17 protein-coding genes and 1 tRNA gene are annotated in these 20,724 nt (G+C 73.0%); 8 read left to right on the plus strand and 10 right to left on the minus strand.

The genetic code is table 11. From position 1 onward, the window contains the following. Positions 1-13: 13 nt before the first annotated feature. The 5 genes from ACZ7IF_RS09580 to hutU form a co-directional block, all read right to left on the minus strand. Positions 14-703, minus strand: coding sequence for an LPXTG cell wall anchor domain-containing protein (locus ACZ7IF_RS09580; RefSeq protein ID WP_470965674.1), 690 nt, complete (start codon positions 701-703; stop codon positions 14-16). Positions 704-840: 137 nt separating this feature from the next. Next, positions 841-2,016: an imidazolonepropionase gene (hutI, locus tag ACZ7IF_RS09585; protein WP_470965677.1), complete on the minus strand. Its 1,176-nt coding sequence runs from the start codon at positions 2,014-2,016 to the stop codon at positions 841-843. A 176-nt stretch (positions 2,017-2,192) separates the two neighbouring features. Next, complete coding sequence (locus ACZ7IF_RS09590) at positions 2,193-3,533, minus strand: formimidoylglutamate deiminase (RefSeq protein ID WP_470965680.1); 1,341 nt, start codon at positions 3,531-3,533, stop codon at positions 2,193-2,195. Continuing rightward, on the minus strand, positions 3,524-4,714 hold the full coding sequence (locus tag ACZ7IF_RS09595) for an allantoate amidohydrolase (protein ID WP_470966722.1): 1,191 nt from the start codon (positions 4,712-4,714) through the stop codon (positions 3,524-3,526). Before ACZ7IF_RS09595 ends, ACZ7IF_RS09590 begins: the two co-directional genes overlap by 10 nt. Before the next feature lie 59 nt (positions 4,715-4,773). Continuing rightward, entirely contained in the window at positions 4,774-6,438 is a 1,665-nt protein-coding gene (gene hutU / locus ACZ7IF_RS09600) for a urocanate hydratase (RefSeq protein WP_470965683.1), read from the minus strand. Between the two features lie 105 nt (positions 6,439-6,543). On the opposite strand from hutU, the gene ACZ7IF_RS09605 reads away from it, so the two are divergent. Then, a complete protein-coding gene (locus ACZ7IF_RS09605) occupies positions 6,544-7,884 on the plus strand; it encodes a type III PLP-dependent enzyme domain-containing protein (RefSeq protein WP_470965685.1) in 1,341 nt (446 codons plus the stop codon). Between the two features lie 244 nt (positions 7,885-8,128). On the opposite strand, the gene ACZ7IF_RS09610 is transcribed toward ACZ7IF_RS09605, so the two are convergent. Further along, positions 8,129-8,971, minus strand: a complete 843-nt coding sequence (locus ACZ7IF_RS09610) for a MurR/RpiR family transcriptional regulator (RefSeq protein ID WP_470965688.1) — start codon at positions 8,969-8,971, stop codon at positions 8,129-8,131. A 148-nt stretch (positions 8,972-9,119) separates the two neighbouring features. Between ACZ7IF_RS09610 and ACZ7IF_RS09615 the strand changes: the two genes are divergently transcribed. Then, the gene (locus ACZ7IF_RS09615; RefSeq protein WP_470965691.1) at positions 9,120-9,482 is read left to right on the plus strand and encodes a hypothetical protein; all 363 of its coding nucleotides are present in this window, start codon (positions 9,120-9,122) and stop codon (positions 9,480-9,482) included. Positions 9,483-9,959: 477 nt separating this feature from the next. Here the strand turns inward: ACZ7IF_RS09615 and ACZ7IF_RS09620 are convergent, their stop codons facing one another. After that, on the minus strand, positions 9,960-11,342 hold the full coding sequence (locus ACZ7IF_RS09620) for a cystathionine beta-synthase (protein ID WP_470966727.1): 1,383 nt from the start codon (positions 11,340-11,342) through the stop codon (positions 9,960-9,962). Positions 11,343-11,467: 125 nt separating this feature from the next. Between ACZ7IF_RS09620 and ACZ7IF_RS09625 the strand changes: the two genes are divergently transcribed. From ACZ7IF_RS09625 to ACZ7IF_RS09635, 3 genes are all read left to right on the plus strand, one after another. Beyond that, positions 11,468-12,493, plus strand: coding sequence for an SGNH/GDSL hydrolase family protein (locus ACZ7IF_RS09625; protein ID WP_470965694.1), 1,026 nt, complete (start codon positions 11,468-11,470; stop codon positions 12,491-12,493). A 187-nt stretch (positions 12,494-12,680) separates the two neighbouring features. Beyond that, entirely contained in the window at positions 12,681-13,901 is a 1,221-nt protein-coding gene (locus tag ACZ7IF_RS09630; RefSeq protein ID WP_470965697.1) for an acetyl-CoA C-acetyltransferase, read from the plus strand. 314 nt (positions 13,902-14,215) lie between these two features. Next, positions 14,216-15,019 (plus strand): hypothetical protein, encoded by an 804-nt coding sequence (locus ACZ7IF_RS09635; protein WP_470966734.1) that lies wholly within the window; start codon positions 14,216-14,218, stop codon positions 15,017-15,019. On the opposite strand, the gene ACZ7IF_RS09640 is transcribed toward ACZ7IF_RS09635, so the two are convergent. Then, positions 15,003-15,356: a hypothetical protein gene (locus ACZ7IF_RS09640; protein WP_470965700.1), complete on the minus strand. Its 354-nt coding sequence runs from the start codon at positions 15,354-15,356 to the stop codon at positions 15,003-15,005. The two genes, ACZ7IF_RS09635 and ACZ7IF_RS09640, sit on opposite strands and share 17 nt — an antisense overlap. Before the next feature lie 101 nt (positions 15,357-15,457). On the opposite strand from ACZ7IF_RS09640, the gene ACZ7IF_RS09645 reads away from it, so the two are divergent. Further along, positions 15,458-15,688 (plus strand): DUF4287 domain-containing protein, encoded by a 231-nt coding sequence (locus ACZ7IF_RS09645; protein WP_470965702.1) that lies wholly within the window; start codon positions 15,458-15,460, stop codon positions 15,686-15,688. A gap of 115 nt (positions 15,689-15,803) precedes the next feature. On the opposite strand, the gene ACZ7IF_RS09650 is transcribed toward ACZ7IF_RS09645, so the two are convergent. Together ACZ7IF_RS09650 and ACZ7IF_RS09655 are read right to left on the minus strand one after the other, a co-directional pair. Beyond that, on the minus strand, positions 15,804-16,658 hold the full coding sequence (locus ACZ7IF_RS09650; RefSeq protein WP_470965705.1) for a Bax inhibitor-1/YccA family protein: 855 nt from the start codon (positions 16,656-16,658) through the stop codon (positions 15,804-15,806). Between the two features lie 136 nt (positions 16,659-16,794). Further along, positions 16,795-16,877, minus strand: a tRNA-Leu gene (locus tag ACZ7IF_RS09655). 430 nt (positions 16,878-17,307) lie between these two features. On the opposite strand from ACZ7IF_RS09655, the gene ACZ7IF_RS09660 reads away from it, so the two are divergent. Together ACZ7IF_RS09660 and ACZ7IF_RS09665 are read left to right on the plus strand one after the other, a co-directional pair. Continuing rightward, positions 17,308-18,075, plus strand: a complete 768-nt coding sequence (locus ACZ7IF_RS09660) for an ABC transporter ATP-binding protein (RefSeq protein WP_125603645.1) — start codon at positions 17,308-17,310, stop codon at positions 18,073-18,075. A gap of 78 nt (positions 18,076-18,153) precedes the next feature. Continuing rightward, a complete protein-coding gene (locus ACZ7IF_RS09665; protein ID WP_470965708.1) occupies positions 18,154-20,703 on the plus strand; it encodes an ABC transporter permease in 2,550 nt (849 codons plus the stop codon). Positions 20,704-20,724 lie beyond the last annotated feature (21 nt).

The following is a 20,724-nucleotide window of genomic DNA, read 5'->3' on the forward strand; positions in this document are numbered from 1 at the left end:
GTGGGCGCTCCGTTCAGGGCCGGGTCCGCTGGGGCTGCCGGCCGCGCCGGGTCAGCCAGAGCACTCCGGCGGCGCCGGAGAGCAGCACGGTGGCGCCGAGGGTGCCGAGGGCGAGGGCGGAGTCGGCGGGGCCGGTCTGCGGGAGGGTGTCCCCGCCGCCGCCCCCGCCGCCGGTCTGCGGGGCTCCGCCGCCGGCCGCCGTGACGTCCATCTCCAGGGACGGCTTGGGGCTGTTGCCCGGGGTGCAGGTGGTGGTGGTCCCCATGGCCTTGATGGTGAGGACGCCCGCGGTGAAGGTGACCTTGCCGCTCTTCTTCGGGGTGTAGGTGCCCGAGAGGTCGGTGATCTTGATGGGGGTGTTGGCGGGCGCGGCCTCGGGGTTGGGCGGTCCGGAGACCGGCACGGAGGCCTTCTCGGCGCCGTCGGCCATGATCACGGCGCTGGGGTTCATCGCGCCCTTGCCGAGCTCGATGGGGCTGGAGGAGACGCCCTTCTGGAAGGACATCGTCAGCTTGTAGCCGTCGCCCTCCTTGACGGCTTTGATGTCGATGGGCGAGACCGCCGACTTGTCCCCGATCGGGGTCTGGCACTTGTACTCGACGTCGACCACGTCGGCGTGGGCCGCGGGGGCGGCGAGCAGGACCGCGGCCCCGGCGAGCGCGGCGGCCAGCGCGAGTGCGGTGGAGCGTTTCCGGTCGGACACCTTCGTCTTCCCCTCGGGCCACAAGTTACTGACGACACATCAGATTGGTGGCACAAGGTACGCCCGGGACCTTACGGAGGGAAGACAAAGGGCAGACGGCACTTCGGGCGGTTCTGCGGGCGGCGCCCGGACGCCGCTCAGGCGGCGCGGACCCCCCGCTGCCAGACGGCGGAGACGAGCGGGACGCCCGGGCGGTAGGCGAGGTGGACGTGGCTCGGGGCGTCGAGCAGGGCCAGGTCCGCGCGGGCGCCGGGCGCCAGGCGGCCGATGTCGCTGCGGCGCAGCGCGCGGGCCCCGCCGGCGGTGGCGGCCCACAGGGCCTCGTCGGGGGTCATGCCCATGTCCCGGACGGCGAGGGCGATGCAGAACGGCATGGAACTCGTGTACGAGGACCCGGGGTTGCAGTCGGTGGACAGGGCGACGGTGGCGCCCGCGTCGAGCAGCCGGCGGGCGTCGGGCCACTGGGCGCGGGTGGAGAACTCGGCGCCGGGCAGCAGGGTCGCGACGGTGGTGCCGGCGGCCTGGGCGAGGGCGTCCACGTCGGCGTCGGTGAGGTGGGTGCAGTGGTCGGCGGAGGCCGCCTCCAGCTCCACGGCGAGCTGCACGCCGGGCCCGTGGGAGAGCTGGTTGGCGTGGACGCGCGGGACCAGACCGGCGGCGGCGCCGGCGGTCAGGATGGCGCGGGCCTGGTCGCCGTCGAAGGCGCCCTTCTCGCAGAAGACGTCCACCCAGCGGGCGTACGGGGCGCAGGCCCGGAGCATCTCGCCGGTGACGAGGTCCACGTAGCCGGCCGGGTCGTCGGCGTAGTCCGGGGAGACGATGTGCGCGCCGAGGTAGGTGACCTCCTCGGTGTGCGCGGAGGCGATGCGCAGGGCGCGGGCCTCGTCGGCGACGGTGAGTCCGTAGCCGGACTTGGTCTCGAAGGTGGTGGTGCCCTGGCGGCGGGCCTCGTCGAGGTGGCGCAGCAGGTTGGCCTCCAGCTCCGCGTCGGTGGCGGCGCGGGTGGCGGCGACGGTGGTGCGGATGCCGCCGGCGGAGTAGCTGCGGCCGGACATCCGGGCGTTGAACTCGGCGGTGCGGTCGCCCGCGAAGACGAGGTGGCTGTGCGAGTCGACGAAGCCGGGGATGACGGCGCGGCCCTTCGCGTCGAAGGACGCGTCGGCGGCGGGGGCCCGGCCGGCTTCGCCGGCCCAGGCGATGGTGCCGCCGTCGATGACGAGGGCGGCGTTCTCGATCAGGCCGAGGGGGCTGCCGTCGCCGAGGGCGGGGTCGTTGGTGACGAGGCTGCCGATGTTGGTGATCAGGGTGGTCACGGGGTTCCTCTCGGAGGGTTCTGTTCCCCCACCCCGCCCCTTCCCGAAACCGGGGGCTCCGCCCCCAGGCCCCCGCGCCTCGATCGCCGGCGGGGCTGGATCGCCGCTGCGCGGTAATGGGGGCCGGGGGCTCGCCCCCGGTTTCGGGAAGGGGCGGGGTGAGGGGCTCCAGGCTGTCAGCCGCGGACGGCGGCGATCGAGTCGGCCAGGGCTGCGGCGACGTCCCCGACCAGGGTGTGGGCGCCGTCGCGGACCACCTGCCGGCCGCCGACCACCGTGTGGCGGATGTCGGCGGCCGAGGCGGCGAAGACGGCCGTCTCCGCGCCGAGGCGCGGCGGCGGACCGGCCGTGCGTACGGAGTCCAGCGCGACGGTGGTGAAGTCGGCGAGGGCGCCCGCCTCCAGGCGGCCCGCGTCCGGCAGGCCGAGCGCGGCGTGCCCGTCCTCGGTGGCGGCCCGCAGCAGGGCGTTCGCCGTCCAGTGGCCCCGGGTGCGGCTGGCGAGGCGTTCGTTCAGCTCCATCGCGCGGGCCTCCTCCAGGAGGTCGATCACGGCGTGGCTGTCGCTGCCCAGGGACAGCGGGCTGCCCGCCCGCTGGAGCCGGCCGGCCGGGCCGATGCCGTCGGCGAGGTCGCGTTCGGTGGTGGGGCACATGCAGGTGCCGGTGGTGGTCCCGCCGAGCAGGGCGATGTCCGCGTCCGTCAGGTGCGTGTTGTGCACGCCGGTGGTGCGCGGGCCGAGGACCCCGTGGTCGGCGAGCAGCTGCGTGGGCGTGCGGCCGTGGGCGGCCTGGCAGGCGTCGTTCTCCGCCGTCTGCTCGGACAGGTGGACGTGCAGGGGGGCCCGCCGCTCCTGCGCCCAGCCGGCGACCGTGGCGAGCTGCCCGGCCGGGACGGCCCGCACGGAGTGGACGGCCGCGCCGATCAGCGCGTGCTCGCGGGGCTTGAGGGCGGAAACCCGCTCGGCCCAGGCGTCGGCGGTGCCGTCGGAGAACCGCTTCTGGTGTTCGTTGGGGGCCTCGCCGAAGCCGGAGGAGAGGTACGCGGTGTCGAGGAGGGTGATGCGGATGCCCGCCGCGGCGGCGGCCTCGATCAGGGCCTCGCCCATGGCGTTGGGGTCGGCGTACGGGGTGCCGCCGGGGGCGTGGTGGACGTAGTGGAACTCGCCGACGTTGGTGATGCCGGCCAGGGCCATCTCCGCGTACACGGCGCGGGCCAGGTCGAAGTAGCTGTCGGGGGTGAGGTTCTGGGCGACCTTGTACATGACGTCGCGCCAGGTCCAGAAGGTCCCCGAGCCGACCTGGACCACCGAGCGCAGGGCCCGGTGGAAGGCGTGGCTGTGCGCGTTCGCCAGGCCCGGGACCGTCAGGCCGCGCAGTACCTCCGCGCCGGGGGGCGGGGTGTCCGTCCCGGTGCGCAGGGCGGCGATCCGCCCGTCGGCGGAAACCTCCAGGGCGACGCCCGGCTCGACGGTGTCGCCGAGCCGGGCGTGCTCCAGCCAGTACGTCTTCAGCGGCATGCCAGGCCTTCCAGTACGTCGGCGAGTGCGAGGACTCCGGCGACGCAGTCGTCCTCGGCCGCGAACTCCCGCGGCGAGTGGGAGACCCCGGTGGGGTTGCGTACGAACAGCATCGCGGTCGGGACCGACGCGGAGAGGATTCCGGCGTCGTGTCCCGCGCCCGTGCCGAGGACCGGGACGGATCCGCCGAGGATGCGGTTGAGCTCGTCGCGCAGGGCGTGCTCGAACTCGACGACCGGGGTGAAGGACTCCCGTACGACGGTCAGGTCGATGCCGTCGCGGTCGGCGTGCTCGCGGGCGGCCTTCTCCACGGCCGTGACGACCGTGTCGAGGGTGGCCTGGTCGGCGGCGCGGGAGTCGAGCCAGCCCCGGACGAGGGAGGGGATGGCGTTGACGCCGTTCGGCTCGACGGAGATCTTGCCGAAGGTGGCGACGGCGCCGGCGAGGGCCGCCTCCTGCCGGGCGGCGAGCACGGTGTGCGCGTACGAGAGCATCGGGTCGCGGCGGTCCACCAGGCGGGTGGTGCCCGCGTGGTTGGCCTCGCCGTGGAAGTCGAACCGCCAGCGGCCGTGCGGCCAGATCGCGGAGGCGATGCCGACGCGGTCGCCGGACAGGTCGAGGGCGCGGCCCTGTTCGACGTGCAGTTCGACGAAGGCGCCGATGCGGGCCAGGCGTTCGGGGTCGGCGCCGATGGCCTCCGGGTCGTACCCGGCGGCTTCCATGGCCCGCGGCAGGCTGACGCCGTCGGCGTCGCGCAGTTCGTACGCCTTCTCCTTGGTCAGCTGTCCGGCGGCGAGCCGGGAGCCGACGCAGGCCAGCCCGAACCGGGCGCCCTCCTCGTCACCGAAGTTGGTGATGGCCAGGGGCCGGGTCAGGGCGGCGCCGCGGGCGCGGAGCTCGTCCAGGGCGGCGAAGGAGGACACCACGCCGAGGGGGCCGTCGAAGGCCCCGCCGTCGGGGACGGAGTCCAGGTGGGAGCCGGTGACCACGGCGTCGCCCGCGAGGGGGTCGCCGAGCCAGGCCCACTGGTTGCCGTTGCGGTCCACCTCGTACGTGAGCCCGCGCGCCTCGGCCTGCCCCCGGAACCAGGCCCGGCAGTCGGCGTCGGCGCCGGTCCAGGCGTGGCGCCGGTAGCCGCCGGTGTCCGCGTGGCGGCCGATGGGGCGCAGCTCGTCCCACATGGCGTGGAAGGAGGACCCCGCCCCCGGCCGTGCGGCCGGGGACGGGTCGTGGGGCGAGCTCACGCCTGGTCACCCTCGCGCATCGGGACGCGGACGCCGCGCTCGTCGGCGACGTTCTCGGCGATGTCGTAGCCGGCGTCGACGTGGCGGATGACGCCCATGCCGGGGTCGTTGGTGAGGACGCGGCGGATCTTCTCGCCGGCCAGCGGGGTGCCGTCGGCCACGGTGACCTGGCCGGCGTGGATGGAACGGCCCATGCCGACGCCGCCGCCGTGGTGGATGGAGACCCAGGAGGCGCCGGAGGCCACGTTGACCATGGCGTTGAGCAGCGGCCAGTCGGCGATCGCGTCGGAGCCGTCGAGCATGGCCTCGGTCTCGCGGTACGGGGAGGCCACGGAGCCGCAGTCGAGGTGGTCGCGGCCGATGGCCAGCGGGGCGGCCAGCTCGCCGGAGGCGACCATGTCGTTGAAGCGCTCGCCGGCCCGGTCGCGCTCGCCGTAGCCGAGCCAGCAGATGCGGGCGGGCAGGCCCTGGAAGTGGACGCGCTCGCCGGCCATCTTGATCCAGCGGTGCAGGGACTCGTTCTCCGGGAAGAGCTCCAGCATCGCCTTGTCGGTCTTGGCGATGTCCGAGGCCTCGCCGGACAGGGCGGCCCAGCGGAAGGGGCCCTTGCCCTCGCAGAACAGCGGGCGGATGTAGGCGGGGACGAAGCCGGGGAAGGCGAAGGCGCGGTCGTAGCCGGCCAGCTGGGCCTCGCCGCGGATGGAGTTGCCGTAGTCGAAGACCTCGGCGCCGGCGTCCATGAAGCCGACCATGGCCTCGACGTGCTTGGCCATCGACTCGCGGGCGCGGGTGGTGAAGCCGGCCGGGTCCTTGGCGGCGGCGTCGGCCATGTCCTCGAAGTCGACGCCGACCGGCAGGTAGGCCAGCGGGTCGTGGGCGCTGGTCTGGTCGGTGACGATGTCGATCGGGGCGCCCTCGGCCAGCATCTGCGGGAGCAGCTCGGCGGCGTTGCCGAGGAGGCCGATGGAGAGGGGGCGGCGGGCGTCGCGGGCCTCGGTGGCCAGCCGGAGGGCGTGGGCGAGGTCGTCGGCCTTCACGTCCAGGTAGCGGTGCTCGATGCGGCGCTCGATGGCGCGCGGGTCGACGTCGATGCAGATGGCGACGCCGTCGTTCATCGTCACGGCCAGCGGCTGGGCGCCGCCCATGCCACCGAGGCCGGCGGTGAGGGTGATGGTGCCGGCGAGGGTGCCGCCGAACTTCTTGGCGGCGACGGCCGCGAAGGTCTCGTACGTGCCCTGGAGGATGCCCTGGGTGCCGATGTAGATCCAGGAGCCGGCCGTCATCTGGCCGTACATGGTCAGGCCGAGGTGCTCCAGGCGGCGGAACTCCTCCCAGTTGGCCCAGTCGCCGACCAGGTTGGAGTTGGCGAGCAGGACGCGCGGCGCCCACTCGTGGGTCTGCATCACGCCGACCGGGCGGCCGGACTGGACCAGCATGGTCTCGTCCTGCTTGAGGGTGCGCAGGGTGCGGACCATCGCGTCGTACGAGCGCCAGTCGCGGGCGGCCTTGCCGGTGCCGCCGTAGACGACGAGCTTGTCGGGGTGCTCGGCGACCTCGGGGTCGAGGTTGTTCTGGAGCATCCGGAGGGCGGCCTCCTGCTGCCATCCCAGGGTGCTGAGCTCGGTGCCTCGCGCGGCCCGTACGGGGCGGGGTCCTGACATGGCTGGTGCCTCCTCCGGTGTTGGTCAATCCATTCACATCCTCGCGGTATGAATAGTTCCAGTCAACAGCTGCGGGCGGGTCGGCGTGATGATGGGATGGCGGACATGGCCGCCGAGACGCACACGCAGGGCGCCGCCGAGCGCCGTGACCGGGCCGTACGGGCCGCCGTGGAGCAGGGGCTGCTGGACCGCGAGCCGGTGGTCTGCCTGCTCGACGTGGCCGGTATCCGCGCCTCCGCCGCCGCCCTGGCGGGCGCCTTCGCGGCCGCGGTGGCGCCCGGCACGCCCGTCCTGCACACCTTCGCCGTGAAGGCCGCCCCGCTGGTGCCCGTACTGCGGCTGCTCGCGGACGCCGGGCTCGGCTGCGAGGCGGCCAGCCCCGGCGAGCTCGCCCTGGCCGGGGCGGCCGGGGTCCCGGCGGAGCGGACGGTGCTGGACTCCCCCGCGAAGACGGCGGCCGAACTGCGCGGGGCGCTGGCCCTGGGGATCGCCGTCAACGCCGACAACCGGCAGGAGCTGGAGCGCCTCGACGCCCTGGTCGCGGCGGCCCCCACCCGCTCCCCGATCGGGCTGCGGATCAACCCGCAGACGGGCGCCGGGTCCATCGGCGCCCTGTCCACGGCCACCGCCACCTCCAAGTTCGGCTTCGCGCTGCGCGATCCGGGCGCGCGCGAGCGGCTCGTACGGGCCTTCGTGGAGCGGCCGTGGCTGACCCGGCTGCACACCCACTCGGGCTCGCAGGGCGTACCGCTGGAGCTGATCGCCGAGGGGGTGCGGGAGCTGCACGGGCTGGCCGAGGAGATCAACGCGGCGGCCGGGGAGCGGCGGGTCGACACCCTCGACATCGGCGGCGGGCTGCCGGTGAACTTCGCCTCGGACGAGCACGCGCCGGCGTACGGGGAGTACGTGGCGGCCCTGCGCGGGGCCGTCCCCGCGCTCTTCGACGGCTCGTACGGGCTGGTCACCGAGTTCGGGCGGTCACTGCTGGCCAAGCACGGGCTGGTGCTGGCGCGGGTCGAGTACACGAAGACGACCGGCGGCCGCCGCATCGCCCTGACCCACGCCGGCGTCCAGCTGGCCACCCGCACCGTGTACGCGCCGGCGGCCTGGCCGCTGCGGATCCTGGCGTACGACGCCAAGGGCGCCCCCAGGGCCGGCGCCCCGGTGGCCCAGGACGTCGCGGGCCCGGCCTGTTTCGCGGGGGACCTGCTGGCCACCGCCCGGGAGCTGCCGGAGCTCTTCCCGGGCGACGTGATCGCCGTCCCGGACACGGGCGCGTACGCCTTCACGGCCCACTACGGCTACAACAGCCTCCCCCGCCCGGCGGTCCACGGCTTCACGGAGGACGCCCGGGACGGCGTCCGCTTCGCCCTGGCCCGCGCGGCGCAGTCCCCGGCGGAGATCGTCGCGGAGGCGGGGGGCGGGCAGCGGGACGCGCTGCTGTAGGGGCGTGCCGGGCGGGGGCGGCCGAGCCGAGCTCCGCCGGACCGGGGTGCGCCGGGCGCCGGTGAGCGCCGCGGGGGCCTGCCGGGCGGGATCCGCCAGGGTCCGGCGGGCAGGGTCCGGAGGCCGGGGGGCCGCCCGCCGGGTCGTCGCCAGGGAGTCGCCAGGGTGGCCGCGAGGGCCGGGGCCAGGCCCTCCACGGCCTCCTCCGGGGTGAGCGCCGACGGACCGCCGGGCCGGGCGAGGGCTACTCCACGAACAGCCCGCGCGCCGCGGCCCGCGCGTCGAAGTCCTCCAGCCGCGCCTGCGCGTCCGGCAGGGCGTCCGCCATCGCCTCCAGCAGCACCCGGCCCAGCAGCATCGGCGCGCACGCCGTGTCGAAGGCCAGCCCGGTGCCGACCGGCGCCGGGATCAGCAGGTCCGAGTGCCGGGCGACGGGCGCGAAGGCCGAGTCGGCGACCGTCACCGCCGTCAGCCCGGCCGCCCGCGCGTGCTCCAGGGCCTCCACCACCTCGCGCGGGTGGCGCGGCAGCGCGAAGCACAGCAGCGCCGAGGCCCCGGCGGCGGCCGCCGCGTCGATCCGGTCGGCGAGCATGGAGCCGCCCTCGTCGAGGAGGCGTACGTCCGGATGCACCTTGGCGGCGAAGTACGCGAACCCGCGCGCCTGCGAGGACGCCGCCCGCAGCCCGAGCACCGGCAGCGGCGCCGAGGCCGCGAGCAGCCGGCCCGCCTCCTCGACCGGCGCCGGGTCCGCGAGCATCGCCGAGAGCCGCTGGAGGTTCTCGATCTCGCCCTGGACGGCCTGCTGGTACTCGTTGTACTCGCCGTCGGGCGCGGGCTCGGGGCGCCCGGCCGGAGCCACCTCGCGCAGGTGCCGGCGCAGCGCCGGGTACCCGTCGAAACCGAGGGCCACGGCGAACCGGGTCACCGAGGGCTGGCTCACCCCGGCCAGCTCGGCGAGTTCCACGCTCGACAGGAAGGGCACCTCCGCCGCGCCGCGCACCATGCAGTGCGCGATGCGCCGCTGGGTCGGCGTCAGCCGGTGTCCCTCGAACAGCTGTTGCAGCCGTGCGGCCGGGCTGTCGTTCATCGCCGCCCCCTCCGTCCCGTCCCCGGTCAGATATTCAGTCACCCTGCACTCTGCATGTGTCTATGCAGCTCGGCAAGCCGGTGCCCGCGATCCGGATACGGGGGCTAACCCCAGTGCGGGCCGCCGCGGCGCTTCCTACGGTGGCCGCATGACAGAGCTCAAGAAGGAACTCGCCGCCGCGCTGGAGGCCCGGCGGGAGCTCGGGCCCGAGTACGAGAGCGCACTCGTGGACTCCTTCGTGGACAAGGTCGACACCCAGGTCCGGCGCAGGCTCGCCGAGGAGCGGCTGCTCCAGGCGCGCGGCGGGCCGGGCCCCGGCGGGTCCCCGGCGAGCGCCTTCGGGGAGCGCTTCGGCTTCGCGATCGTCACGCTGGTGCTGGCGGTCCCGCTGTCGGCCATCGGCATCACCCAGGGCATCGGCGGCCTGGTGGTCGTCTGGGCGGGCATCGTGGGCGTGAACCTCGCCCACGCCGGCCGGCTCCGCCGCCCCTCGCGGGATCCTCGCGCCTAGGCCCTGGCCGGGCGATCTTCGCGGGCCCGCGACGTCTGGCACGGCACCTCGCCGCGTTGTCGGAGCGCGCGAGTACGGCCAAGTACGAGCTGCGCTGAAGATCGCCCGGACAGGACCCAGCGGACAGCCCCTGGCCCGCGCCCTTCGCGCAAACGGTACGGGGGCGACACGTGACGGCAGCACCGGCTTAACACGGCTGCGGCACAGTGGTGTCGTCGGCAGGGAAGCCCGGGAGACCGGGAAGGCAGCGCACCCGGCCGACGCCTCGCACGGCGCCTGCGCACCTCCGGAGCGGCTCCCGGAACGCGCCGGCGCCACGGACGCGGACGGCCCTGACCCGGCCCGTGTCCCGGGCGGGGACCGCCGTCGTCCCGCCCCCCGGCCCGCCGGGGGTGCGGCGGTCCCCGCCCACCACCATCACCGCGGGAAGGGCGGCGGCCCCGTGGCCCGCCGCCTCCCCGGCCGCGTACGCGGGGACTACTTGGCCGTCTTGGCCAGGAACGCCAGCAGGTCCTGGCGGCTCACCACACCGGTGGGCTTGCCCTCGACCAGCACGATCGCCGCGTCGGCCTCGCCGAGCACCGCCATCAGCTCGGACACCGGCTCACCGGAGCCGACCTGCGGCAGCGGCGCGCTCATGTGCTTCTCCAGCGGGTCGCCGAGCGAGGCCCGCTGCGCGAACAGCGCCGCGAGGAGCTCCTTCTCCACGACCGACCCGATGACCTCGGCGGCCATCACGTCGGGGTGGCCGGCGCCCGGCTTCACGATCGGCATCTGCGAGACGCCGTACTCGCGCAGCACCTCGATGGCCTGGCCGACGGTCTCCTCCGGGTGCATGTGGACGAGCGACGGGATGCCGCCCTCCTTGTCGGCGAGGACGTCGCCGATGCGCGCGGCGGGGCCCGCCTCCTCCAGGAAGCCGTGCCCGGCCATCCACTCGTCCGAGAAGATCTTGCTGAGGTAGCCGCGGCCGCTGTCGGGCAGCAGGACGACGACCACGTCGTCCGGTCCCAGGCCCTCGGCGGCGCGCAGCGCGGCGACGACCGCCATGCCGCAGGAGCCGCCGACCAGCAGGCCCTCCTCCTTCGCCAGGCGGCGGGTCATCTGGAAGGAGTCCTTGTCGGACACCGCGATGATCTCGTCGGTCACGTCCGGGTCGTAGGCCGTCGGCCAGAAGTCCTCGCCGACGCCCTCGACGAGGTACGGGCGGCCGCTGCCGCCGGAGTAGACGGAGCCCTCCGGGTCCGCGCCGATGACCTTGACCTTCCCGCCGCTGACCTCCTTGAGGTAGTTGCCGGTGCCGGAGATCGTGCCGCCGGTGCCGACGCCGGCCACGAAGTGCGTGATCTTCCCGTCCGTCTGCTCCCACAGCTCGGGACCGGTGGTCTCGTAGTGCGAACGGGGGTTGTTCGGGTTGCTGTACTGGTCGGGCTTCCAGGCGCCGGGCTCGCGCGCGAGGCGGTCGGACACGTTGTAGTACGAGTCCGGGTGCTCGGGGTCGACGGCGGTGGGGCAGACCACGACCTCGGCGCCGTACGCGCGCATCACGTTGATCTTGTCCATGGACACCTTGTCAGGGCAGACGAAGATGCACTTGTAGCCCTTCTGCTGGGCCACGATGGCGAGTCCCACACCGGTGTTGCCACTGGTGGGCTCCACGATGGTGCCACCGGGCTTGAGGGCACCGCTCTGCTCGGCGGCCTCGATCATCCGGACGGCGATGCGGTCCTTCACCGAACCGCCGGGATTGAAGTACTCGACCTTGGCAAGCACGGTGGCCTGCAGGCCTTCGGTCACGCGGTTGAGCTTCACCAGCGGGGTGTTGCCGACGAGGCTGATCATCGAGTCGTGGAATTGCACCATGTTCTCCAAGAAGGGGACTCCACGGGTTCTCCGGGAGGTCCGGCCAGAGTATGCGGAAAGGGATTGGCCGACCGGCAGTACGGGGCAGGTAGGTCAACACGACGCAGGAGGTGGCTCCAAGGGTGTCCAGGGCGAGGACGGCCCGCCGGATCGCGGCGGGGGCAGCGTACGGCGGGGGCGGACTCGGGCTGGTCGGAGTCGCCGCGTTCGGGCTGGTGCTGGCGGAGGTCCAGTTCGCGAAGCGCACGGTGGGCAACGGGCTGGGTGATCCGCCGCGCGCGGACGGCCTGTACGGGAGCGAGTTCAGCGGGCCGGAAATGAGCCCGGGGCCGCTGCGGATGGGCATGCTGGGCGATTCCACTGCGGCCGGGCTGGGAGTCCACCGGGCCCGCCAGACGCCCGCCGCGCTGCTGGCGTCCGGGCTGGCGGCGGTGGCCGAGCGGCCGGTGGAACTGCGCAACGTGGCGCTGTCCGGGGCCATGTCCGACGACCTCGACCGCCAGGTGAGCCTGCTGCTGGACGGGCGCGGGCCGGTGCCGGACGTGTGCGTGATCATCATCGGCGCGAACGACGTGACCAAGCGGATGCCGCTGACGCAGTCGGTGCGGCTGCTGACGGCGGCGGTACGCAGACTGCGGCTCGCGGGCTCGGAGGTGGTGGTCGGGACCTGCCCCGACCTGGGCACGATCGAGCCGGTGTACCAGCCGCTGCGGTGGATGGCCCGCCGGGTCTCGCGGCAGCTGGCGGCGGCGCAGACGATCGGCGTGGTCGCGCTGGGGGCGCGCACGATCTCGATGGGGGACCTGCTGGGCCCGGAGTTCGCGGCGAACCCGCGCGAGATGTTCGGCCCGGACTCCTACCACCCCTCGGCGGAGGGGTACGCGACGGCGGCGATGGCCGTGCTGCCGACGCTGTGCGCGGCGCTGGGCCTGTGGCCGGGGTCGGACCGGCTGGACATCTCGCGGGACGAGGACATGCTGCCGGTGGCGAAGGCGGCGTCCGCGGCGGCGGGCGAGCCCGGCACGGAGGTAACCCCGGCCCGCGGTCCGTGGGCCCTCCTGAAACACCGCCGCCGCCGGCGCCTCCCGGAACCCCAGTCCCCGGAGCCGGCCGCCACGGCCGCCGCCGCGCCGGAAGACCCCGCGTAGCCCCGCCGGGCCCGTCGGACGGAGTCCGGCGCAGCGGCGAGAAGCCGGCGGGGCGCCCCGGCGCCGCACCGGACGGGCGACGCGGCGAGAATGGGTCCGGCATCACATGCCGGACCCGGTGACCCCGACCGTACGGGGCGGTAACTTCGCTTGCGGTCCCGCAACGACGCACCCCCTTGGAGTCCCGATGCCCGAAGCCGTCATCGTTTCCACCGCCCGCTCCCCCATCGGGCGCGCCGGCAAGGGCTCGCTCAAGGACGTCCGCCCGGACGACCTCACCGCCACGATCATCCAGGCCGCCCTCGCCAAGATCCCCGAGCTGGACCCGCGCCAGATCGACGACCTGATGCTCGGCTGCGGCCTCCCCGGCGGCGAGCAGGGCCACAACCTCGCCCGTATCGTCGCCGTGCAGATGGGCATGGACTACCTGCCCGGCACCACGATCACGCGCTACTGCTCCTCCTCCCTCCAGACCTCCCGCATGGCGCTGCACGCCATCAAGGCGGGCGAGGGCGACGTGTTCATCTCGGCCGGCGTCGAGACCGTCTCCCGGTTCGTGAAGGGCTCCTCCGACGGCCTGCCGGAGACCCACAACCCGCTCTTCGCCGACGCCGAGGGCCGTACCGCCGCCGTCGCGCAGAGCGAGGGCAGCGACTGGCACGACCCGCGCGAGGACGGCCTGATCCCCGACGCGTACATCTCCATGGGGCAGACCGCCGAGAACCTGGCCCGCCTCAAGGGCGTGACCCGCCGGGACATGGACGAGTTCGGCGTGCGTTCGCAGAACCTCGCCGAGGAAGCCGTCAAGAACGGCTTCTGGGCCCGCGAGATCACCCCGGTCACCACCCCGGACGGCACGGTCGTCAGCAAGGACGACGGCCCGCGCGCCGGCGTCACGCTGGAGGGCGTGGAGGGCCTCAAGCCCGTCTTCCGCCCCGACGGCCTGGTCACGGCCGCCAACTGCTGCCCGCTCAACGACGGCGCCGCCGCGCTCGTCATCATGAGCGACACCAAGGCGCGGGAGCTGGGCCTGACCCCGCTGGCGCGGATCGTCTCCACCGGCGTCACCGCCCTGTCCCCCGAGATCATGGGCCTGGGCCCGGTCGAGGCGTCCAAGCAGGCCCTGAAGCGGGCCGGGCTGACCGTCGGCGACATCGACCTGTTCGAGATCAACGAGGCCTTCGCCGCCCAGGTCATCCCGTCCTACCGCGACCTGGAGATCCCGCTCGACAAGCTGAACGTCAACGGCGGGGCCATCGCCGTCGGTCACCCGTTCGGGATGACCGGTGCCCGTATCACCGGCACGCTGATCAACAGCCTCCAGTTCCACGACAAGCAGTTCGGTCTGGAGACGATGTGCGTCGGCGGCGGCCAGGGCATGGCGATGGTGATCGAGCGCCTGTCGTAGTCCCGGACGGCCCCGGCGACCACCGGATCGAGCGGGACCCCCAGGCCCCGCAAGGGATCCTCCAGATCCGTGCGCTCTACTGACGGCAAATCCAATCCCGTCGCGGCCGACCTGTGACCGAATCTCCCCCAGGATGTGACCTTTGTCCTGGGGGATCGGCATTTGCCCAGGTCAGAAGCCATCCCCCTTGGTCCGCAAGGACGAAAGACCTGTCCATTTCATGACGTAATGCACTGCACGCCATTCACAGCACGGGACAAGCTGATGTAGGAAGTCGGGGGATCGAATCAACCAGGAGTTAGTCAGTGAGCGCCATGTCTCTTGCCCTGCTGCTGACCACGGCCGCTGCCACGGCCGTGGGCGCTGCTGCGCTGCACGCCGTCCACGGACTGCGCAAGCAGGTCACCGCCCTGCGCGGTGAGCTTGCGGTGTCGGCCCACCCGCGCGCCGCGACCGTCCCGCACGCCCGCGCCGCGGTGCAGTCCCCCGCCGCCGAGATACGAGCCGCCGTGGCCGAGGCCCTGGCCGAGGAGCGCGAGCGCGAGCTGGCCGAGGCGCGGGCCTTCTGGGCCGCGCAGGAGGCCCGCGACGCCGCCGACGCCCCCTCGCTGCTGGGCGGCCTGCCGGGCCTCGGCGAGGACAGCCCGGTCTTCCTGCCCCGGCAGGCGGACATGGTCGGCCTGGAGCCGGTCCTGGGCGACGACCTCGCCGACGAGTACCCCGAGGATTCGGCCGAGCTGGCCGCGGCCCGCCGCCGCCACCCCTCGCACCCCGACTTCGTCCCGGTCCAGCCGAACCCCGGCGCCGACCACGAGCGCACCGTCAGCCGCCTCGAGGAGCTCGCGGAGGCCCGTACGGCCCTCGCGGACGTCCGCCCGGGCCCGCTGGGCACCCTCGACGTGTACGTCTTCACCGACGGCACCACGCTCTGCATGACCCCGGGCCACCGGGAGACCGCGGAGCGCCTCGCCGAGGCCCTGCGCTCGGGCACCGCCCCGGTCCTGCTGGGCGGCTCCGGCATCTCCGGCGCCTACGCGCTGACCTTCTCCTGCGGCGACGCCGGGGACCCCGACAGCAACGTCTACATCCTCGCGGACCGCGTCATCGCATCGCTCTGACTTCCGCCCGCTCCACCAGCGCCACGGCCTCGTCCAGCATCTCGGACGGGGCCTTCGCGCTGTCCGGGCCGCTCCCGGCGGCCGCGCGCAGCGCCTCGGCGAGGTCGAGGCCGGCCACGGCCACCTGGTCCCCCACCACGAAGAGGCCCGCGTCCGGCATCACACGCGCCGGAGCCGCCCCGGCCGGGTCCTCCAGCCGCTGGGCGCGCAGCGCGAGCTCACGGGCCAGCTCCAGGGCCTCGGCGGCCGCACCCCGCTGGAGCCTGCTCTGCGGGGCGGCCCGCAGCCGGTCGGCGAAGCGTTCCACGGCGGCGTTCAGGGGTGAGGTATCGAGCACCCGGCCGACCTTACGCGCCGTCCCGGCACCATTGCCAACGGGCGAACTCTGCGGCACGGTGACGTGAAGAGAACAGCACGGCGACACCCCCGGAGGCGCCCATGTCCGTAGAGTTCTCCGAGAAGACCCACCGCAACATGATCGACAGAATCCCCCAGACCACCGGTCGTGAGATCTCCGACTGGCTCCGTACCGTGGACGAAGGCCCCTCCCTCGTCCGGTTCGAGGAGAAGGTCAGCTGGCTGCTCGGCGCGCACGAGCTCTCGTACGGCCAGGCCAAGGCGATCATCCACGAGCACGGCCTGCGCAGAGCCGCCCGCAGGTTCGGCTGATCCCGCCGACGACCCGTTGTCCCCCTCACGAGCCCAGGACGCGGGAAGGCCCCGCGAGCGGTCCGCTCGCGGGGCCTTCCCCTTGTCCTGCCGGTGCGGCCACCAGCCGGTACGGCTAGTCGTCGCCCGAGAGGATCTGGAACAGGCGCAGCAGCTCCAGGTAGATCCACACCAGGGTCAGCGTGAGGCCGAAGGCCGCCAGCCAGGACTCCTCGCGCGGAGCGCCGTACGTCACGCCGTCCTCGACCTGCTTGAAGTCCAGGGCGAGGAAGCAGGCGCCGAGGATGACGCCGACGACGCCGAAGACGATGCCGAGCGGGCCGCTGCGGAAGCCGAGGCCGTCACCGCCGCCGAACAGCATGAACAGCGAGTTCGCCAGCATGAGCAGGACGAAGCCGAGGGCCGCGGCCATCACGAAGCCGGTGAAGCGGCGGGTGACGCGGATCCAGCGCATCTTGTACGCCACGAGCACGCCGGCGAAGACGCACATCGTGCCGAGCACGGCCTGGACGACCACGCCGGGGCTGATGTAGGTGCTCGTCACCATGGAGATGACGCCGAGGAAGACGCCCTCGAACGCCGCGTAGCCCAGGATCAGCGCCGGCACCGGCTTGCGCTTGAAGCTCTGGACCATGGCGAGCACGAACGCGATCAGCGCCGAGCCGATGGCGATGCCGTACGACTTGCCGACATTGGCCGGGTCGACGGGCAGGGCGATCCACGCGAGGGTCGCGGTGACGATCAGGGTGCCGAGCGTCATGGCCGTACGGGTCACGACGTCGTCGATGGTCATCGCGGTGCCGCGGACCGGGGCCGCCGGCATGCCGGTGGTCGGGTCGGTGGCGTAAGGATTCGTCGCGTACGGGTTGGTCGCGGTCCCGGCCTGCGCGTGCTGCGCCTCGAAGCCCGCGTAGCCGCCGTTGTCGCGGCTGAACCCCCGTCGCGAGAAGACCGGGTTACTGCTCCTCATCTCACTCCTCCATGGCCACCGTGCGCGGCCTTGCTTCAAGAGTAATGCGCTCGCAAAAAAAGCACCCTACTGCTGGAGGAGGATCTTAGGAGAAGGCGCGGCGAACCGCCGCCGATAAACGGAAGAGCCGCATGTGTGCCCGGAGCCGGACTTGAACCGGCACGGCCCGAGGGCCAGCGAGGTTTAAGCTCGCCGTGTCTGCCATTCCACCATCCGGGCAAGGCGCGGCGGGCCCCGTGGAAAATGCCTTGTACGCAGTGACGAGCCTATCCGGAACACCCTGGCCGACAGAGGGCTCTCTATCCGATGTTGTCTGATTTTATTGGCGATTGAGTGGGCGTCAGACCCGATAAGTCGCGGTCGGCCCCCTTCCGGAGGATGCGCCGCCCCGCCCCGGGATTGACCTGATTCCGTTGCCCCGCGCCACCCCGCCCGCCACCCCGGGCCACCCCGCGCGCCGGACCCCCGCGCGGACCCCCGCGACCGCCTCCTGTCATACCAAAGGAGGAGACGGCACCGCCCGTGGTCAGACTCCAGTGGGCCGTCGAACGGGCACCTCGGCTGATCCCCGGCGGGGGTGCCCCCGGTGAGGATGGAAGGGTCCCGCCACACCGCAGAACCGTTCGACAGGAGTCCCCCCGTGACCGCCATGAACTACGCCCGGCAGCACACCGCACAGGCCGTGGCCGCCCGCGCCACGCAGCTCTCCAAGGTGTACGGCCAGGGCGAGACCCAGGTGGTCGCGCTGGACAACGTCTCCGTCGACTTCGCCCAGGGCCAGTTCACCGCGATCATGGGCCCCTCCGGCTCCGGCAAGTCCACGCTGATGCACTGCGTCGCCGGCCTGGACACCTTCTCCTCCGGCTCGGTCCGCATCGGCGACACCGAGCTCGGCTCCCTCAAGGACAAGCAGCTGACCCAGCTGCGCCGGGACAAGATCGGGTTCATCTTCCAGGCCTTCAACCTGCTGCCGACCCTGACCGCCCTGGAGAACATCACCCTCCCCATGGACATCGCCGGCCGCAAGCCCGACAAGCAGTGGCTGGACACCGTGGTGGACATGGTCGGCCTCTCCGGCCGCCTCTCCCACCGCCCCACGCAGCTCTCCGGCGGCCAGCAGCAGCGCGTCGCCGTGGCCCGCGCCCTGGCCGCCCGCCCCGAGATCATCTTCGGTGACGAGCCGACCGGAAACCTCGACTCCCGCTCCGGCGCCGAGGTCCTCGGCTTCCTGCGCAACTCGGTCCGCGAGCTCGGCCAGACCGTCGTGATGGTCACCCACGACGCGGTCGCCGCCTCCTACGCGGACCGCGTCATCTTCCTCGCCGACGGCCGCATCGTCGACGAGATGTACGCGCCCACCGCCGACGGAGTGCTCGACCGGATGAAGGCCTTCGACGCCAAGGGCCGCACCAGCTGACCCGGAGCCGGACCGCCCCGCTCCGCGGAGCTCCCGCAGCCCTCCTCACAGACCTCCAGCCCCAGGACTGAGATCCCCATGTTCCGTACCGCCCTGCGCAACGTCCTCGCGCACAAGGCGAGGCTGCTGATGACGGTGCTCGCCGTCACCCTCGGCGTAGCCTTCGTCTCCGGCACCCTCGTCTTCACCGACACCCTCGGCAAGGCCCTGTCCGGCCAGGCCGCCAAGAGCTACAGCGGCGTCGCCGTCTCCGTCACCTCGCACGGGCAGGCCCGTGGCGAGGACGGCCAGAAGGAGGGCGACCCCGGCATCAGCCAGCAGACCCTGGAGAAGGTCAAGGCCGTCAAGGGCGTCGGCTCGGTCTCCGGCCGCGTCTCGGGCTTCGCCGGCGTCGGCGACGAGAACGGCAAGCTGATCGGCTCCGGCTGGGACAACAAGGGCTCCAACTTCGCCCCCGTCAAGGACGGCAAGGACCCCCGCTACACGTTCACCGACGGCACCGGCCCGGTCAAGGACGACCAGGTCGCCCTCGACAAGGAGACCGCCTCCAAGGGCGGGTACAAGACCGGCGACAAGGTCCGCGTGGCCACCAACGGCCCGGTCCGCGAGTTCACCCTCTCCGGCGTCTTCAGCACCGAGGACGGCGCCGTCAACGCCGGCGGCAGCCTGGTCCTCTTCGACACCAGGATCGCCCAGGAGCTCTACCTCCAGCCCGGCTTCTACGACGAGCTCTCCGTCGCCGCCGCCCCCGGCGCCTCCGCCGACCAGCTGCTGGCCGACATCAAGCCGCTGGTCGACGGCAAGTCCACCAAGGCCCAGACCGGCGCCGCGCTCGCCGCCCAGCAGGCCAAGGACATCGAGAAGGGGATGAGCAGCATGAGCAACATGCTGCTCGCCTTCGCCGGCATCTCCCTCTTCGTCGGCGTCTTCCTGATCTACAACACCTTCACCATGCTGGTCGCCCAGCGCACCAAGGAGCTGGCCCTGCTGCGCGCCGTCGGCGCCAACCGCGGCCAGGTCATGCGCTCGGTGCTCGCCGAGGCCCTGGTCGTCGGCGCCCTCTCGGCCGCCATCGGCCTGGCCGGCGGCATCGGCCTCGCGGTCGGCATGCGCTCCCTGATGGACTCCATCGGCGCCAAGATCCCCGCCGGGGGCCTGGTCGTCGCCCCGGGCACGATCATCGCGGCCCTGGTCATCGGCGTCCTCGTCACCACCGTCGCCGCCCTGCTGCCCGCCTGGCGCACCGGCCGGATCGCCCCCGTCGCCGCCATGGGCAGCGCCCACCTGCCGGCCTCCGCCAAGTCCCTCGTCGTCCGCAACGTCATCGGCTCCGTGATCAGCCTCGCGGGCATCGGCGTCGTCTTCCTCGGCGTCTCGATGGGCGGCGACGGCCGCATGGTCATCGGCGGCGGCGCCTTCCTCATGCTCGTCGGCATGATCGTGCTGCTCCCGCTGCTCTCCAAGCCGGTCATCGCGGCCGTCCGCCCGGCGCTGCAGAAGGTCTTCGGCGTCCCCGGCAAGCTGGCCGCGCAGAACGCCGTGCGCAACCCGCGCCGCACCGCCGTCACCGCCGCCTCCCTGGCGATCGGCCTCACCCTCGTCACCACCATGTCCGTGCTCGGCGTCACCATGGGCAAGGCCATCGACCGGATGAGCACCGACAAGCTCAAGGCCGACTACAAGGTCACCATGTCCGGCGGCATGGGCAGCCTGGACAAGTCGGTGGCCGAGACCCTGGCCAAGGCCCCCGGCGTCAAGGCGGTCTCCCCGCAGGCCGCCGGCTACTTCAAGATCGGCGACAGCTTCCGCTCGGCCTCCGGCGTCAACCCGGCCGCCATCGGCCAGCTCCTGAACATCCAGGTCGTCAGCGGCTCCCTGGACAGCCTCGGCAAGGGCGAGGTCGCCGTCGCCGAGAAGACCGCGAAGAAGCAGAACCTGACCGTCGGCTCCGCCCTCCAGGCGCAGTTCGAGGACGGCCAGAAGGCCAGCCTGAAGGTCGGCGCGGTCTACAAGGACCTCGACGGCCTGCTGTCCCCGTACGTCCTCGACAACAAGATCCTCGGCGCGCACACCGACCAGCAGTACATCCCCGAGGTCTACGTCAACACCACCGGCGGCCAGTCCAAGGCGAGCCAGCAGGCCGTCATCGACGCCCTCGGCAAGAACCCGGCGATGACCGTCGCCACCCAGCAGGACATGCGCAACGAGATGGGCGGCCTCATCAACACGATGCTCAACATCATGTACGGCCTGCTCGGCATGGCGCTGATCATCTCGGTGCTCGGCGTGGTCAACACCCTGGCGATGTCCGTCTTCGAGCGGACCCAGGAGATCGGCATGCTGCGGGCGATCGGCCTCGACCGGGCCCGGGTCAAGAACATGATCCGCCTGGAGTCCGTGGTCATCTCGCTCTTCGGCGCGGTCCTCGGTGTCGGCATCGGCGTCTTCCTCGCCTGGGCCGTCGGCTCCACCCTCACCAAGTCGGTGCCGAACTACGAACTGGTCCTCCCCTACGACCGGATCGGCATCTTCCTGCTGCTGGCCGCCGTCGTCGGCGTCCTCGCCGCCATGTGGCCGGCCCGCAGCGCCGCCCGGCTGAACATGCTGACCGCCATCAAGACCGAGTAGCGGCACGGCCGTACACGGCGG

This window comes from Streptomyces sp. NPDC037421 (assembly GCF_055602105.1).